The sequence below is a fragment of the Collinsella sp. TF07-1 genome, assembly GCF_003437235.1.
Classification (GTDB): Bacteria; Actinomycetota; Coriobacteriia; order Coriobacteriales; family Coriobacteriaceae; genus Collinsella.
The window spans coordinates 24,283-38,997 of sequence record NZ_QSRV01000015.1 but is presented as its reverse complement, the minus strand read 5'-3'; the positions used below and the strand labels follow the sequence as shown (position 1 = coordinate 38,997).

The 14,715-nt window shown below is 60.6% G+C and carries 12 protein-coding genes; 3 read left to right on the top strand and 9 right to left on the bottom strand.

Annotation, left to right across the window (positions count from 1 at the left end):
- Nucleotides 1–61: 61 nt before the first annotated feature.
- Nucleotides 62–1,969 (top strand): elongator complex protein 3, encoded by a 1,908-nt coding sequence (locus tag DXC67_RS06870; RefSeq protein WP_117629642.1) that lies wholly within the window; start codon nucleotides 62–64, stop codon nucleotides 1,967–1,969.
- Nucleotides 1,970–2,845 carry a spermidine synthase gene (locus tag DXC67_RS06865; RefSeq protein WP_117629643.1) on the top strand — a complete coding sequence of 292 codons (876 nt, stop codon included), beginning with the start codon at nucleotides 1,970–1,972 and terminating at the stop codon, nucleotides 2,843–2,845. It begins immediately after the preceding gene.
- Nucleotides 2,846–3,030: 185 nt separating this feature from the next.
- On the opposite strand, the gene DXC67_RS06860 is transcribed toward DXC67_RS06865, so the two are convergent.
- The 9 genes from DXC67_RS06860 to DXC67_RS06815 form a co-directional block, all read right to left on the bottom strand.
- Nucleotides 3,031–5,475 (bottom strand): DEAD/DEAH box helicase, encoded by a 2,445-nt coding sequence (locus tag DXC67_RS06860; protein ID WP_117637838.1) that lies wholly within the window; start codon nucleotides 5,473–5,475, stop codon nucleotides 3,031–3,033.
- 116 nt (nucleotides 5,476–5,591) lie between these two features.
- On the bottom strand, nucleotides 5,592–6,896 hold the full coding sequence (locus tag DXC67_RS06855) for an ATP-binding protein (protein ID WP_117637837.1): 1,305 nt from the start codon (nucleotides 6,894–6,896) through the stop codon (nucleotides 5,592–5,594).
- Nucleotides 6,889–8,634, bottom strand: coding sequence for a TerB N-terminal domain-containing protein (locus tag DXC67_RS06850; RefSeq protein WP_233503195.1), 1,746 nt, complete (start codon nucleotides 8,632–8,634; stop codon nucleotides 6,889–6,891). The genes DXC67_RS06855 and DXC67_RS06850 overlap by 8 nt, the downstream gene beginning before the upstream one ends.
- Before the next feature lie 88 nt (nucleotides 8,635–8,722).
- A complete protein-coding gene (locus tag DXC67_RS06845; protein WP_233503194.1) occupies nucleotides 8,723–9,496 on the bottom strand; it encodes a DUF554 domain-containing protein in 774 nt (257 codons plus the stop codon).
- A gap of 61 nt (nucleotides 9,497–9,557) precedes the next feature.
- Nucleotides 9,558–10,568, bottom strand: a complete 1,011-nt coding sequence (locus tag DXC67_RS06840) for a hypothetical protein (RefSeq protein ID WP_117637836.1) — start codon at nucleotides 10,566–10,568, stop codon at nucleotides 9,558–9,560.
- A 440-nt stretch (nucleotides 10,569–11,008) separates the two neighbouring features.
- Nucleotides 11,009–11,224: a hypothetical protein gene (locus DXC67_RS10510; RefSeq protein WP_147327763.1), complete on the bottom strand. Its 216-nt coding sequence runs from the start codon at nucleotides 11,222–11,224 to the stop codon at nucleotides 11,009–11,011.
- Between the two features lie 49 nt (nucleotides 11,225–11,273).
- On the bottom strand, nucleotides 11,274–11,873 hold the full coding sequence (locus tag DXC67_RS06825) for a hypothetical protein (protein WP_117637833.1): 600 nt from the start codon (nucleotides 11,871–11,873) through the stop codon (nucleotides 11,274–11,276).
- An 89-nt stretch (nucleotides 11,874–11,962) separates the two neighbouring features.
- A complete protein-coding gene (locus DXC67_RS06820; protein WP_117637832.1) occupies nucleotides 11,963–12,472 on the bottom strand; it encodes a hypothetical protein in 510 nt (169 codons plus the stop codon).
- Nucleotides 12,469–12,765, bottom strand: a complete 297-nt coding sequence (locus DXC67_RS06815; RefSeq protein WP_022095045.1) for a hypothetical protein — start codon at nucleotides 12,763–12,765, stop codon at nucleotides 12,469–12,471. Before DXC67_RS06815 ends, DXC67_RS06820 begins: the two co-directional genes overlap by 4 nt.
- 346 nt (nucleotides 12,766–13,111) lie before the next feature.
- On the opposite strand from DXC67_RS06815, the gene DXC67_RS06810 reads away from it, so the two are divergent.
- Nucleotides 13,112–14,713 carry an FAD-binding oxidoreductase gene (locus DXC67_RS06810; protein ID WP_117637831.1) on the top strand — a complete coding sequence of 534 codons (1,602 nt, stop codon included), beginning with the start codon at nucleotides 13,112–13,114 and terminating at the stop codon, nucleotides 14,711–14,713.
- Nucleotides 14,714–14,715: the final 2 nt, after the last annotated feature.

Sequence of the window (14,715 nt, the reverse complement as noted above, 5' to 3'; positions counted from 1 at the left end):
TGTTTGATGAAGGCGCCGAAGCCGAGATCGGCTCCGGCGCCTTTGCCTTTACAATGGGGTCATGGAACAGATTATTTTGAACATACTCGATGCCCTGCGTCGCGGTGAGACCGTGGACGACAAGGTACTCGTCAAATTGATACATGCCGAGGCGCGCCGTGAGGGTGCCGACAAGCGCGATTTGGCCAAGCGTCGCCTGCTGCCGTTTTACCAGCGGGTGAAACGCGAGGAGCCGGCTCGTTGGACGGCATGGAATGTCGACGCCGAGCTAGAGCGCCAACTGCTGCAGGTGCTGCGCATGAAGCCCCGCCGCACGGCTTCGGGCGTGGCGACCATTACCGTCATCACCAAGCCGTGGCCGTGCTCGGGAGATTGCCTGTTTTGCCCCAATGACCTGCGCATGCCCAAGAGCTATCTGCACGCCGAGCCGGCATGCGCCCGTGCGGAGCAAAACTGCTTCGACCCGTATCTGCAGGTGAGCGCTCGCCTGACCGCGCTTTCGCAGATGGGACATGCGACCGATAAGATTGAGCTCATCGTGCTCGGCGGTACCTGGAGCGACTATCCGCAAGGCTATCAGACGTGGTTTATGTCGGAGCTTTTCCGTGCGCTCAATGACGATGCCGTTGCCGGCGTGGCTGCTAACCCCATGTTGGCGCGTCCGGGCATCAGCCGTGCCGAGGCAGGGCGCCTGCTCGATGGCGCTCCCGCCGATACGCTGCCGCCGGTGGTGGCGGAGCGACGCGAACGCTATCGCGCTGCCGGTATTGCGACCGATGAGGCTGAGCTTGCGAGCGGTGTTGCCGGCGAACAGGAGCGCGTGGATGCTGCCGTGGGCGGCTATAACCGCGCGGTGCGTCGTCTGTACGGCCCCGGTACGCCGTGGGGCGAGGTCGCCGAGTGGCAGGCGGCAACGATGGAGGAGCTCGAGCTTCAGCAGCGCATCAACGAGACGGCGAAGCATCGCGTGGTGGGGCTCGTTATCGAGACGCGCCCCGATGCCGTAACGCCGCAGGCGCTCACGCTCATCCGCCGTCTGGGCTGCACCAAGATCCAGATGGGCATCCAGAGCCTCGACCAACACCTGCTTGATATCAACGAGCGTCGCATTTCGGTGGCACAGATCGAGCGGGCGTTTTCGCTCGCGCGCCTGTTTGGCTTTAAGATCCACGCGCATTTTATGCTCAACTTGCTGGGCGCTACGCCCGAGGGGGACAAGCGCGACTACGAGCGCTTTGTGACCGAGGGCGCCTTTATGCCCGACGAGGTCAAGGTCTACCCGTGCGCGCTCATCGAGGGCTCGCGCCTGGTGGGCTGCTACGAGCGCGGCGAGTGGCGCCCCTATACCGAGGAAGAACTGCTCGATGTGCTGGCCGATGACATCGTGGTGACGCCGGCATTCTGCCGCATCAGCCGCATGATTCGCGACTTTAGTTCCGATGACATCATGGTGGGCAACAAGAAGCCCAACCTGCGTCAGCTCGTCGAGAACCGCCTGGCTGCTCGGGGTGACGGTGCGACGGTGCGTGAGATTCGCTATCGCGAGATCAGCACGGCGGGTGCCGACTTGGATGAGCTATCTCTTGATGAGGAAGTAGCGTACGAGACGCCGGTGACTTACGAGCGCTTTTTGCAGTGGGTGACGCCGCGGGGCAAGATCGCGGGCTTTTTGCGGTTGTCGCTGCCCGATCGCGCTTTTGTTGCCGCACATGCGGACGAGCTGCCGACGATGCCGGACGAGGCGATGATTCGCGAGGTGCACGTGTATGGCATGGCGGCGCGCGTGGGGGATCAAGGCCAGGCGGCGCAGCATCACGGTTTGGGGCGTTTGCTCGTAGAGCATGCATGCGAGATTGCCCGGGATGCGGGTTATGCGCGCATCAACGTGATTAGCGCGATTGGCACACGCGAGTACTATCGCCATCTTGGATTTTATGACCATGGCCTTTATCTGCAAAAGGAGCTCTAGATGAACAAGCCGAGTGTTTCTGCCGGCGTCGTTGCCGGCGTTGCTCTGGGAGCCGCGGCGCTTGGTGCGGCCGCTGTCGCTGTTCGTGCTGCCTGTCTGCAGGTTGCGCGAACTCGCAATGGGTTGGCGCGCGTGAAGCGCATGCACGATGAGAGCGGTGACGAGGTCCGTGTGCTCGTGCAGGGCGGCGTCTACCAAAGCGCGAGCTACGTTGGCGAGCGTTGGGCAGAGCCCGTCTTTACGTACTATCGCGCGTTTGATGACGTGTTTGAGGCCGAGGGCGCAATGCGTGATGCTTACGGGCATGGTATCGACCGTATGCTCATGCTGGGCGGCGGCGGGTTTGCCTATCCCAAGTTTGCGCTGATGTCGCACGAGGGCTTGCGCATGGACGTTATTGAGTATGACGGAGAGATTACGCGCCTGGCGCGCCGCTGGTTCTACCTAGACGAGCTGGAGCGCGCGGTGGGTGACCGCTTGCGGGTGATTACCGCTGAGGCTCGCTCGTATCTGGGCGTGACGAGCGTGGGTCATCGTCGCTACGACGTGGTCGTGAGCGATTGCTTTGGCGGTGCCGAGCCCGTGCGCGAGCTGGCAACCGTTGAGGCGTTGCGTTTAGTGCGGGGTAGCTTGAACCCGGGCGGCATCTACGTGGCTAATATTGTGAGCGCGAACGAGGGGAGCGACGTGACGTTCCTGCGCGATTGCGCCGCCACGGCGCTCGAGGTGTTCGACCACGTTTGGGTGGTCCCATGTGGCGATACGGAGTTCGGCGGCGAGGAAAACCACCTGCTCATTGTCAGCGACGGCGACTACGCCTTTGCCGAAGCCGTGCCCTTCGACGCCGACTTTCTCGGCGCTACCCTCCATGACTAGCGCGTTTCCCTGCGACCAGTCTTTCTGGGACGGGGCTTTTTTAGCTACGGGCATGATTTTTCTGGGACGGGGATTAAAAAATCATTAGGTACAGAATGATTTTTTAATCCCCGTCCCAGAAAAATCATGCTGCCGGCGCCTGGCCAAGAAGTAGCTCAACAAGCCCCGTCCCAGAAAGACTGGTCTCAGGCGTGGTCGCGCCAGCTGCGGACACGCTGCTTCATGCCCTCTATGTCGAGCACGCCTTCGGCAAAGCCCTTGCGCACGAGCTCTTCGGGAACAAACTCGTCGTAGCGGTCAAAGTAAGGCACCTCGCCAGGATAGACGAGCTCGATGGGATCGAAGTCCTTTTCGGCCTCGGCGGCGAGCACCTCAAAGAACGTCTCCTCGTCGGCCTTCATCTTAAACTGCATAAAGTACGGGCGTGACGGGTCGAGTCCGCGAAGGCCCAGCTCAGCGGCGCATTTGATTTTAAGCATGCGCTCGAGTGCTAGGAAGGCGTAGCTGCCCAACCAGGGGAAGAGCACCCAGGTGTCGCCACCCAGATTGATGAGCGGCTTAGTTCCCGCGCCCGAAATCTCGGCGGTATGACGAGCCTGCGCCAAGCGAGCCCGTGCGTTACCCATAAGGTACGGATATGCTGCGTGCTCAGTGAGCGCTTGGCGCATACGCTCGAGCACATGCGTGTTAATGTCGCCGGGGCAGTCGCCAAAGTAGGCCGGCACCCGGCCCTTGACCTGCGTGGCAAAGACAGTGTGGCGCTTCCAGTCCACTTCCTCGACAATCCAGCAGTGTCCGGCGATGGCGATGCGCTCACCGGGCGGGGGCGGATTAACGATCGTGCCCAGCTCGGCCGATTCGCTCCGGACGGTAAACTCCTCGTTTTCCTGGAACACGGCGTAGAACTTAAAGTTGTTGATGATGCGCTCGCCCGCGAGACCCACGATGAGCCCGCCACCTTCGGTGACCTGGATATGGTCGATCTTAATGAGGTGACGTAGCAGCACACGGTAATCGTCTGCCGAGACACGGTGGAAATAGCTGAGCGTGAGCACGCGCTGGGCAAGTTCGGCCGGCGTGAGCTCGCCGGTGCTGGCGAGGGTCGACATAGTCTGGTGATAGAGCAGGCTGTAGGGGAGACGATCGAGCTCGGGTGGCTCGACCCACTTTTCCTCGCGATAGAGTTGTACGAGCGCGATACCCTGCAGGAGCTTCCAGGGAATGGTTTCGGGCATCATCGTGCGCGGCTCGGGCTCTTCCTCGCGCATGACAAACCACATCTCGGGCGGAAGATCGCGACGGCCTGTGCGCCCCATGCGCTGCAAAAAGGAGCTGACGGTAAACGGCGCGTCAATCTGGAAGGCGCGCTCCAGGCGGCCGATATCGATACCGAGCTCCAGCGTGGAGGTGGTGACGGTTGTCTGCGCCTGCTCCTCGTCGCGCATGAGCTCCTCGGCCGTCTCGCGCAGCGATGCCGAAAGGTTGCCGTGGTGGATAAGGAAGCGGTCGGGCTCGTGTCGACTTTCGCAGTAGCTGCGCAGCATGGAGCACACGGCCTCTGCCTCCTCGCGCGAGTTGGCAAAGACCAGGCACTTGCGCCCGCGCGTATGCTCAAAGATATAGCCCATACCGGGGTCGGCGTTGTCGGGTGCCGTGTCGGTGGGGTTGAGAAGCGCCTGCTCGGTTGCTCGTGGGATGTCGACTTCGCCCTCGGGGGCCGAGGAAGTGCGACGGTCTTTGGGAGCGGCCTTGCCCCGCGCCTGCTCGCGACGTTGACGGCGTTCTTCCTGTGCAAGCTGTCCGCTGTGGCACATGTCTTGTCCGGATGCGGGCAGCGCCGCGGGCGCCGCCGTCTCAATACGCTCGCAAGTAAGCACCTCGGCTTCTTGTGGACCCGTGCCTACGAATCCTCGTTGCTGAGCCTGGGGGCCAGAGTTGTAGAAGTGCTCCATGGAGATGCGCCACATGCGGCGCGGTTCCTCAAAGCGGGGGATAACGCAGTCGCGCCCCGTTCCCTGTGAGAGAAAAGCGCCCGTGCGCTCGGGGTCGCCGATGGTGGCCGAAAGGCCAATGCGGCGAGGCTGCACGCCGGCCATGCGCGAGAGTCGCTCGATAAGGCAGAGTGTTTGCCCGCCACGGTCGCCGCGCATGAGCGAATGGACCTCGTCGATAACCACGTAGCGCAGGTCGCAGAACATGCGCGGGATCGCCATGTGCTTATGGATCAAGAGCGCCTCGAGCGACTCGGGTGTAATCTGCAAGATGCCGCTCGGCTTTTTGATGAGTTTGGCCTTGTGCGACTGCGAGACGTCGCCATGCCAGTGCCAGACGGGGATGTCGGCTTCTTCGCACAGGTCATTGAGGCGGACGAACTGATCATTGATGAGTGCCTTGAGGGGGCCGATGTAGAGGGCGCCCACGCTTGCGGGCGGGTTCTCCCAAAACTCGGTCAGGATGGGAAAGAAGGCCGCTTCGGTTTTGCCGGATGCCGTGGATGCCGTCAGGAGCACATTGTCTTGTGTGTTAAAGATGGCATCTGCTGCCGCAACCTGAATGGAGCGCAAGCTCTCCCAATCGTGGGAGTAGATGAAGTCTTGGATAAACGGGGCGTAGCGGTCAAAGGCGTTCACGGGGCCTCCTTTCAAAAGCGAATCTCTCAACGCGGCGAGCAGTGGCTTGCTGCATTACTGCTTCAACGTTCGCCCAGATAAAACCTACCAAAATAAACCTGTCCCTTTTTGGCGGGTTAGATGGTGAATTCGGCGAAGTTGCGGTTGCCGTCTGCGGTGCCGGTGTCGCCTGTTGCGGCTGGCGGCGCCAGCGTGACGCCGCCGACGCTTTGCAGCAACTCAGCCACGTTTGCATCGGGATTCTGACACAGGATATCGAGCAGCTCGATAAAGTCACGGATGACCTCACGCGGCGTCAAGTGCGTATCGGCTCCCACGCGGCCAAACTCAATCTTGAGGAAGTCTACCAAGTCGTTCTCGGTAAGCGTGGGCGTCCAGCCAAAGTAGCCAGCATGGATCTGCATGAGTTTTTCGATCAGCACCAGCAACTCCTCGTAGGTGAGTGGCTGCAGGCGGATGATGGGCGCGAGCATGTCCTTAAGATCCTCGCGTGCAAAGCGGCCTTGAGCGAGTCGGCTACGCAGGGCCTCGTAGGAGAACACGCCACGGCGGCGGTCTTCGATGGAGGTTGGCGTGCCGCCCATGATCATGCCCAGGTACTGCGCTTTGCCCTGGAGCGTGTCGTTGTACATGGTCAGGATCTTCTCGTAGTTGTATTGGCGTGTGATGGCGTTGGGAATCTTATACAGATTCACGAGCTCGTCGATGAGCACCAGCATGCCCTTGTAGCCGCTGCAGACCAAAAAGCGCGCAATGAGCTTAACGTAGTCGTACCAGTCGTCATCGCTGATGATGGTCGAGGAGCCCAGCTCGGCGCGCGCCTCACTCTTGGTGCGGTACTCGCCACGAATCCATTTGGTCACGCGGCTCATAGCTTCTTCGTCGCCCTCGGATACGGCCGCGCGGTAGCGGCGGAGCATGCGGGTGAAGTCGAAGCCGTGGACCATTTCCTCGAGCGGCGCCAGTTGGGCATTGACGGCAGGCTCGTCGGTATCGGCACACGAGGCGACCCAGCGATCCAGGATAAGGTTGAGCGCACCGCCCTCGGGGCGCGTCTTGGTCGATATATTGCGGATGAGCTCGCGGTAGGTGGCAAGACCCTGTCCCTGACCGCCCTGCAGGCGGCGCTCGGGCGACAGGTCGGCATCAGCGACGACGAATCCCTCGCCCATGGCGTGCGTGCGGATGGTCTGGAGCAAAAAGCTCTTGCCGGCACCGTAACGACCGACTAAAAAGCGGAAGCTCGCGCCACCGTCGGCGATGAGACTCAGATCGGTGAGCAGGGCGCGGATCTCGACCTCGCGCCCTACGGTGATGTAAGGAAGGCCGATGCGCGGGACCACGCCGCCCTTGAGCGAGTTGAGAATGACGGCGGCGACGCGCTTGGGCACGCGGGGTGCTGCGGATGCGGTATCACTCATGGTCTAGGTATCCTCTCACGTCTGCTTCGTAGTCCTCGATAATCTGCGGCCCTGCCGCGCCAAATTCAATTACGGTGTCTCCCACCAGGTCAAAGAGCGCCTCGTTGATGGTATCGACAAGCATGTCCTCACTCTTGCCCGACTGCGCCACCGCCGATGCCGTCTGCGCTGCGTTTTGCTCGAGTAGTGCTCGAAGATAGGCGTCTGCGGCGGGATCGAGTGCGGACGCGGTGTCAGCGGACGTGGGTGCTGGTGCGAGGAGCGGGGCCACGACGCCAAACTGCTCGGTGGAGATGGTCGGCTCGCTAGCCTCGTCCTGCTGCATGGTCGTCGCGACTGGTTCGGCGATCGTGCCGGCCACGGGCTTGGCTTCCCGTCGTTCGGCAACTGTCACCTCGGCATCCGCAAGCGTGCCGTCCTCGCGCTCCTCGTCGATCAAAAGCGCCTCGCGCGTTTGCGCGGCGGCGCTCCGAATGTGCCCCAGCTGACTCAGATCGATATCGATCTTGACGGGCTGGTGTGCGGCGTCCCACGAAAGCCATGCCACAATCTCGTCATCGATAATCTTGGCCAGATATTTGGGGACCTTTTCTTCCTTAAGGGGATGGGCGGGGTCCAGCGCCAGGCGCAGGCGTTGGTCGCAGGCGCGCATCATTTCACCGAGCTTGCTGCTCTTTTGCCTGCTACCGTGGATACGCATGCATTCCCAAAAGCCGTTTTGGCAGCGGTAGATATGAATAGGGTCCAGACGGTATTCGCAGTCCTCGTGGCGCTCGGGCGCAAAGAATACGGCCGACGCAAACATGGTGTAGGGCATGGCCGTCTCCTCCCCAAATAAACTCGCCACGATGCCGGTCTTTCGGTGCGTGTCATAGTAGCGCGCCATGCGGACATACACGGCGCATGCCACGTGGCGCAGATCGCGGTGGTGGCTGCGGTCGAGCCGCGAGTTACTTAGGTTGTACGTGGAGAGGGCATTGATGGCGGCCATGAGTCGTTCCTCGCGCGCCTCGTCGGGCGGAAGGGGGAGCGTGGGCTCGGAGGCCTTGTGACGCTTGGGCGCCTGGTCCGATGGCGTCGGTGCTGGTGCAAGGTCTCGTGCCGCGCGCCGTAGCTCGATAAGGGCATTATCGAACATGACGGTCTTGGAGTCGCAAAGCAGCTTGGGGTCGAGCCCGTGGAATACGGCGTAATCTTGCAGCCACACGCGTGCAAATCGGTCGATGCCGGGCTCGAAGGCGCGATAGACATCCCAAAAGGCCTTGATCTTGTTAAAACCATCGAGCGGATTATCTACGCCAATGCCGCAAATCAGCTCATAGAGATACAGAAAGGCAAAGGACGTAGACGTTTCCTCGACGGTTCCGCGACGCACTTGGGCACGCCAGGTAAAGTAGCCGCGCAGCTGTCGATCGCTCATGGCGTTGTAGGTGGGAAAGTACGACTTAAAGGTGCCGTTGTAGGGGTAGTCGTCCTCAAAGTCGGCCATCAGCAGGCCTTGGCGGTAGAAAAGCTCGGCTTCCGAAAGCCAGCGACCTGCGCCGCCTTTGGGGTCATCCTGCCAGCGCGATATCTCGCGCATTTTACGGTACTGGTCGGGGAGGAAATTCTGCATCTGTCGGCCGGTTTTGAGAATCGGCTCGTCTGCGTAGATTTCGTTTGAGAAGCGGGCGGACTGATGGGTCCGGGCCTCGGCCATAATGCGCTCGATGAGCATCTTGATGTCCTGGTCGGCCACCGCTTCTCCTCTCCTAACGCAGCTTCGGTGACCTCATATCATAGCACAGCATCAAACAGGTGTTCGAGATACTGCTGCGTAGATAGATTTAGAACAGGAGGGCGTAGATGACGGCGATGACGACGGAGGGGAGCATATTGGCCGTGCGGAAGGTCTGAGGACGGATGAGGTTGACGCCGACGCAGAAGATGAGCATGGAGCCTACGAGCGAAAGGCTGTCGAGGGCGGCCGTGGTCATGATGGGGGAGAGTGCGCCGGCAAACAGCGTGATCGTCCCCTGGAACACGGCGACGGGCAGGGCGGAGAAAATGCAGCCGCGGCCAAGGGACGCCGTCATGGTGCAGACGATGATGCAGTCCAGTGCGCCCTTGAGGGCAAGCGTTGACCAGTCACCGAGCAGACCGTCCTCGATCGATCCCACAATGGCCATGGCGCCGATACACACGGTGAGTGAAGTCGAGACAAAAGCGTTGGTGAACTCGTTATCGCCCTCGCTGCCGGTTTTGCGCTTGAGCCATTCGCCAAGGTTTTCAATGGCGGACTCCAAGTTGATGGCCTCGCCGATGAGCGAGCCGAGGGCGAACGAGACAATGAGCATGGTGGTACCGGTGGTCGCCAGCGCCTTTCCATCGATGATGAGCATCTTTTGCATGGTGCCGCCCAGGCCGATAAACAGGACGCACAGCCCCGATGCTTTCATGAGCGTGTCTTGGATGCGCGGTGTAATGAAGCGGCCGCCCGCTAATCCCAAAAGACCGCCCGCAACTAAAAGCACAACGTTGATGAGTGTTCCCAAGCCCGGCATGAGCCCTCCTGTATTGATGCCAACGTGGCAATCGTAGCAGAACGAAATGCGAGGCACATCGCGACTCATCTAATACGTTATATAAGTGGTATTAGGAATGATGCGCAGCATTTAAGCCTCAGGTGGTTGTCGGGACATAGGGATAGTAGTCAAAGCGCAGTGTCATAAGCCGCTGTGGGGATTCAATAGCCGCGGCGATGATATTGGCATCGCGGGCACGATCAAACCCTTCGAGTTCGATCTGATACGAGACGTCTTGCATAATGTCCAGACGTCGCCAGGCTAGGAGTGTGTCGCCATCGAATTCCAAGGTCTTGCCTCCGTCTGGGGCAACGGCGTATAGACGCAGTTTAGCGGTGGTTGCAGGGTCGACAACCGTGACCTTTTTAATTTCGTTTCGAGTATTCTTGGCGCCCAACAGGGTGAGCAGTGTTGGGGCCACGACCTCGCCCGATGGCAAAAAGACGACTTCGATGGATTCGGGAAATGCGATGATGGCCGACTTGCGGACGGGCTGATTGGCGGTGGCAACTTCGATGCTCGCAGCGTCGATGACCTCTGTGTGGTCGAGCGCGGCAAGCACGCAGCAGTTGCCTTCATCGATCTCTTGAGGATCAGCAAGCCCCAGACTGTCTGCGAGCTCGGAATCGTTTGGATCGTTAGCGGGCTCATTCGGTGCTTCGAGAGAAGCTGGGATGCTGTTTGTCGGCGACGGCGTGTCGCCCGCACCTGCTTCTTTGTCTGCGCTCTCTTCTTGTATGGTTGCGTTGATGGATTCGTCGTTTGAGGGGAGCGTCTTGGCGTCAAGCGCGGAGGGAAGAATTCCGATGGCTCCGGATCCGTTCCACTCCATTTCGAGAAGCGCCGGGTCGGCAAGAATGCGTTGCCTGCTTTGCGCGTGGGCATCGATTTCAATAGGGCCTGCCTCTATCCCTCGTGTAAGGCTGAGTGATCCGGCTGGCTTCTCGAAATGAGCGTCTGTGTCTTTGGTGCTGGCGGCGTAGAACAGCAGGGACGTTTCTCCCGCCGCGATGGCATCGGTGCCGGCTTTGGCCAGCCGCAACGATGCCGTGAATGAGAGAGAGTGGGCTGCGTGTCGTCTGCATTCGCGGCGGCGCAGCCCAGACATATACCGCCTCCTTTCTCGAAAAACGCACCGTCGAAGGCGACCTTCGCTCCGTTCGCCGAGTCATCGACCGAAGCGATGTCGATGCGCAGCTCTAAATTGCATGGATCGCCATCTGCATCGAGCACAACCGAGCGCCACGTGCAGACGGCGCACCCCGCCTGGGAGCCGTTTGCCTTGTTCGAACGATTGATATCCACGACTATCGAGCCGTCCGTATTACGACGAAGGCATCCCGAGGTTGAGATCGCGGCCTGTGCGATCGAAAAACGCTTGCACGCAATGGCGCTCGACGGATTTGGGGCGGAACTTAGGGCTGCTGGTAAGGAGTCTGCCATGACGGGAGTCGCCCAAGCGGCGACAAGCGTTCCGGTTGCGAGCGCGCCGCAGAGTGCGACGACGGGCAAAAGGTTCTTCGATGCCATGGGGTCTCCTTAGCTAATTTAGTGCGGCCTGTCCGTGTTTTGTTTCTGGCTGTGTTTGATGTGCAGACCGAGGCCGGCGGTCCCCGCGCCTGCTGCTGTGGCACCTACTGCCAAGAGCCATCGTCTGTCGCCTGTCTGCGCCAACGGTTCCTCGCGGTCGCCGCGGTCGAGCTCCGAGAGGTCGATCGTCACTTGCGTGGCGGCCTGCGCCTGTTCTTGCTGGGCAAAGGCCATGGCTGGCCCAAACGCTAGGATGCTGACGGCGGCGGCCAGGGCGATAGCCTTATGCCGTGTGCGCACCGGGCTCGACCGTCCAGGTGATCGTTGCAACCTGATCGCCTTCGCCGGTTACGCGGAAGATGTCGCGCGTGACGCGGGCGACGTTTCCGCTTGTCTTGAGCTTAATTTTGTCCGCGTCGTCGGCAATGCCCTGGTAACCCATGTCGAAGGCTGCATTCTTGGAAAGATCGAGGCCCGTCCCCTGCATTGCGGCGCTGGCGTTCTGGAGTGCGCCGTCGGGGCCGACCTTAAAGTCGATGGAGTTCTGCGCGGTTCCGGCCTTGGCGTCGGCGGCAATGGTCCAGGTGTTCATGGCGTCGATCTTCATGTTGGTGACATGGATGCCGTAGGCCGAATGATTGTCGATGGTGGTCGCGTCTTCTGAGGGGCCCTGAAGCGTGCCGTCGGCCTTGGCGACGAAGGGAATAACCGTCGGAACTTTGAACTCAACGTTGTCGATCTCGGTCCTGACCATTACTTTCGTGGTTCCAACGCGCCCGGCTGCCATAGCTGGCGTCGGGGCGGCGCCCATTGCGAGCGCGAGCGCGAGCCCTGTGCCCACGACGAGCGCTCTGACTCCGTTCATGTTCCTGGTGATGTCCATGGTCGTTCCTTTCTATTCGCCGCGGGCCGTCCCCGCGATGATTGGACGAATGCTGGTGAATTGCATGCGGTGCCGCGTCGGCCGGAAGGCTAGTTCTCGGCTTGCTCAACCCGTACCTTGACACGTGTCGGATTGCCGTGGCTGTCGAGGGTCTTTGCATCGAGTGCCTGGATCTCGATGTACGCCTCGCCTTCTTTGATGTCGCCGGCGGGGCACGTCTCGATTGTCTTGCCGGTCTCGACCACACCGGATTCGTACATGGTCTCGTCGTTTTGGATGACGCGGAATCGCTGGGGAAATTTATTGTCTTGGACGTTTTGCACGTTGACGCGCAGCTTGCCGTCCTCCTGCAGCTGAGCGACCGGCGCGACCGAAATCGTCATCATGTTGTCGCGGACGATGGCGTCGAGCTCATCTTGGATTTCCTGACGCGTTTTGCCCTCGGCCGTCGTGATTGAGGCGCCCGCTTCGGGTACGGGCTGCGACTGCCAAGCGTATAGTCCTACGGCGACAAGGGCGCAGACGATGGCCAAGCAGGCAACGATGAGCTTCTTGCGACGACCCAGGTCTGCAAAGCGGGGCGGCTTCTTTGCGCTCATGCGGCATCCTTGGCGGTATAGATGCGCGCAAAGGTGGACGGGTCCGCTCCAAAGAGCATGTGAAGCATCAGGCGGCGCGAGTAGACGAGCTCTTCGAAGTCGGGAGGGAGCTCGATGTCGTGGATATGCGCGATATGGTGGGCGAGCGCCGAGAACGACTCGGGGTCGCAGATCACATCGGTGGTAACGTGGTAGACCGTCGTATCGGGGAATGCCTCTTCGTCGAAAGGCAGGAGATGGGGATCGTCGTCGACTTCGATGGCGATGCCGTACTGGGGCCAGTAATATGCCATGGGAACCTCCCTGCTTCTGGGGCCAAAACTTCTATCGGTTTTGGCTGTCGATGCCGACGGTATCAGCCGCTACTTGACCAATTGCTGACCAAATGCTTGACGGATTGGTGTCTCCGCAGGTAAAAGGCGGCAAAAAATACTCCAACTTTTTTCGAGTGACAATCGCGCGGTCGGCGACGGCGGGGCCATATGTGTCAAAAGCATCGTCTGCCGAGGAAATCAAGCCGCTCGCCGAATTGCACGAACGTAAAAATCGCCAATTATGGAGACGGTCTCGAACACGTCGACGAAACGATGCGGTAACATCTCCCTGCAAACACTGTAGTTAGCTAAAGGGGGAGTTCGCGTGTCTGCAACCATCAAACCCTTCACCGACGAGTTCGAAGAGTATGGTCGCGATGAGTCTCGCGCATCGGGCGAGGCCTCGAACATCTCGTTTCCGACAACGGAAGACGAGGTCCGTGCCATTTTGGAAAAGCTCCATGCCGAGCGTGTCCCGGTAACGGTTCAGGGCGCCCGAACCGGCCTTGCCGCCGGTGCCGTGCCCCACGGCGGGCATATCCTCAATACTTCCCGTATGAATCGCTACTTGGGCCTTCGCCGCGATGAACAAGGCCAATTTCTGCTGCACGTGGAGCCGGGCGTTGTGCTCTCGGAGCTGCGCAAGCAGCTGAGCAAGAAGGTGCTGCCGACTGCTGGTTGGGACCAGGCATCGCTTGAGGCCTACGAGGAGTTCCAAGAGGCCCCCGAGCAGTTCTTTCCCACCGATCCCACCGAGACGTCTGCCTGTCTGGGCGGCATGGCGGCATGTAACGCCTCTGGTGCCCGCAGCTACGCCTACGGTCCCATGCGCCCGCATATCACGGGACTCCACGTCGCACTGGCTGATGGCGATTTGCTTGAGCTTCAGCGTGGCGAGGCTTTTGCCCAGGGCCGTCGTCTGTCACTTGTGACGGTGGAAGGTCGTTCGCTTGAGCTCGATCTTCCTGACTACACCATGCCCAAGACCAAAAATGCTTCGGGCTATTTTGTTGCGGACGATATGGACGCCATCGATCTGTTTATCGGCGCATGTGGCACGCTCGGCGTCATTACCGAGCTCGAGATCGCCCTGCAGGCGGCACCTTCGGTCGTATGGGGTGTGAGTTGCTTTTTCGATAGCGAAGACAAGGCCGTGTCCTTTACCGATTCCGTGCGCCCCGTTCTGTCTCACGCGGCTGCTATCGAGTATTTCGATGCGGGCGCCCTGGATATCCTGCGTCGCCAGCGCGAGCGGTCAACGGCATTTGCCTCGCTGCCGGCGCTCGACAAAGAGGCCAAGGTCTGCGTCTACGTGGAGCTCGACTGCGATGATGAAGCCCAGGCGACCGAGGAGTTGTACCACCTGGGATGGGTGCTGGAACTTGCGGGCGGCCACGACGACGCGACATGGGTCGCGCGCACCGAGGTCGATCGCGAGTACCAGCGATTCTTCCGCCACGCGGTGCCCGAGAGTGTCAATATGCTTATCGACGAGCGCCGGCGCACGGACCCCACCATTACCAAGCTGGGCTCGGATATGTCGGTGCCCAATGCACGCCTTGCCGATGTCGTGGCCCTCTATCGCCGCACGCTGGCCGAAAGCGGGCTTGAGTCTGCTGCCTGGGGACACATCGGGAACAACCATCTGCATGTGAACATCCTGCCGCGCGATGCGCAAGACTACCGTCGTGGTGGAGAGCTCTTTGCCCAGTGGGCTTCCGAGGTCACGGCCATGGGCGGTGCCGTTTCTGCCGAACACGGCGTCGGCAAGATCAAGGCGGGCTTCTTGGAGACGATGTACGGCCACGAGGCCATGGTCGAGTCGGCGCGTCTCAAACTCCAGCTTGATCCTGCCGGCCAGCTGGGTCGCGGCAACCTGTTTACGGAGAAGCTCTTGGATGAACTCGTCCAGAAAGGGGGCGCGTGAAG

Excerpts from the sequence above, each read along its gene's own strand:
- DXC67_RS06870 (WP_117629642.1), top strand. The coding sequence starts at position 62 with ATGGAACAGATTATTTTGAACATACTCGATGCCCTGCGTCGCGGTGAG.
- DXC67_RS06865 (WP_117629643.1), top strand. The coding sequence starts at position 1,970 with ATGAACAAGCCGAGTGTTTCTGCCGGCGTCGTTGCCGGCGTTGCTCTG.
- DXC67_RS06855 (WP_117637837.1), bottom strand. The coding sequence starts at position 6,896 with ATGAGTGATACCGCATCCGCAGCACCCCGCGTGCCCAAGCGCGTCGCC.
- DXC67_RS06840 (WP_117637836.1), bottom strand. The coding sequence starts at position 10,568 with ATGTCTGGGCTGCGCCGCCGCGAATGCAGACGACACGCAGCCCACTCT.
- DXC67_RS10510 (WP_147327763.1), bottom strand. The coding sequence starts at position 11,224 with ATGGCCTTTGCCCAGCAAGAACAGGCGCAGGCCGCCACGCAAGTGACG.
- DXC67_RS06825 (WP_117637833.1), bottom strand. The coding sequence starts at position 11,873 with ATGGACATCACCAGGAACATGAACGGAGTCAGAGCGCTCGTCGTGGGC.
- DXC67_RS06820 (WP_117637832.1), bottom strand. The coding sequence starts at position 12,472 with ATGAGCGCAAAGAAGCCGCCCCGCTTTGCAGACCTGGGTCGTCGCAAG.
- DXC67_RS06815 (WP_022095045.1), bottom strand. The coding sequence starts at position 12,765 with ATGGCATATTACTGGCCCCAGTACGGCATCGCCATCGAAGTCGACGAC.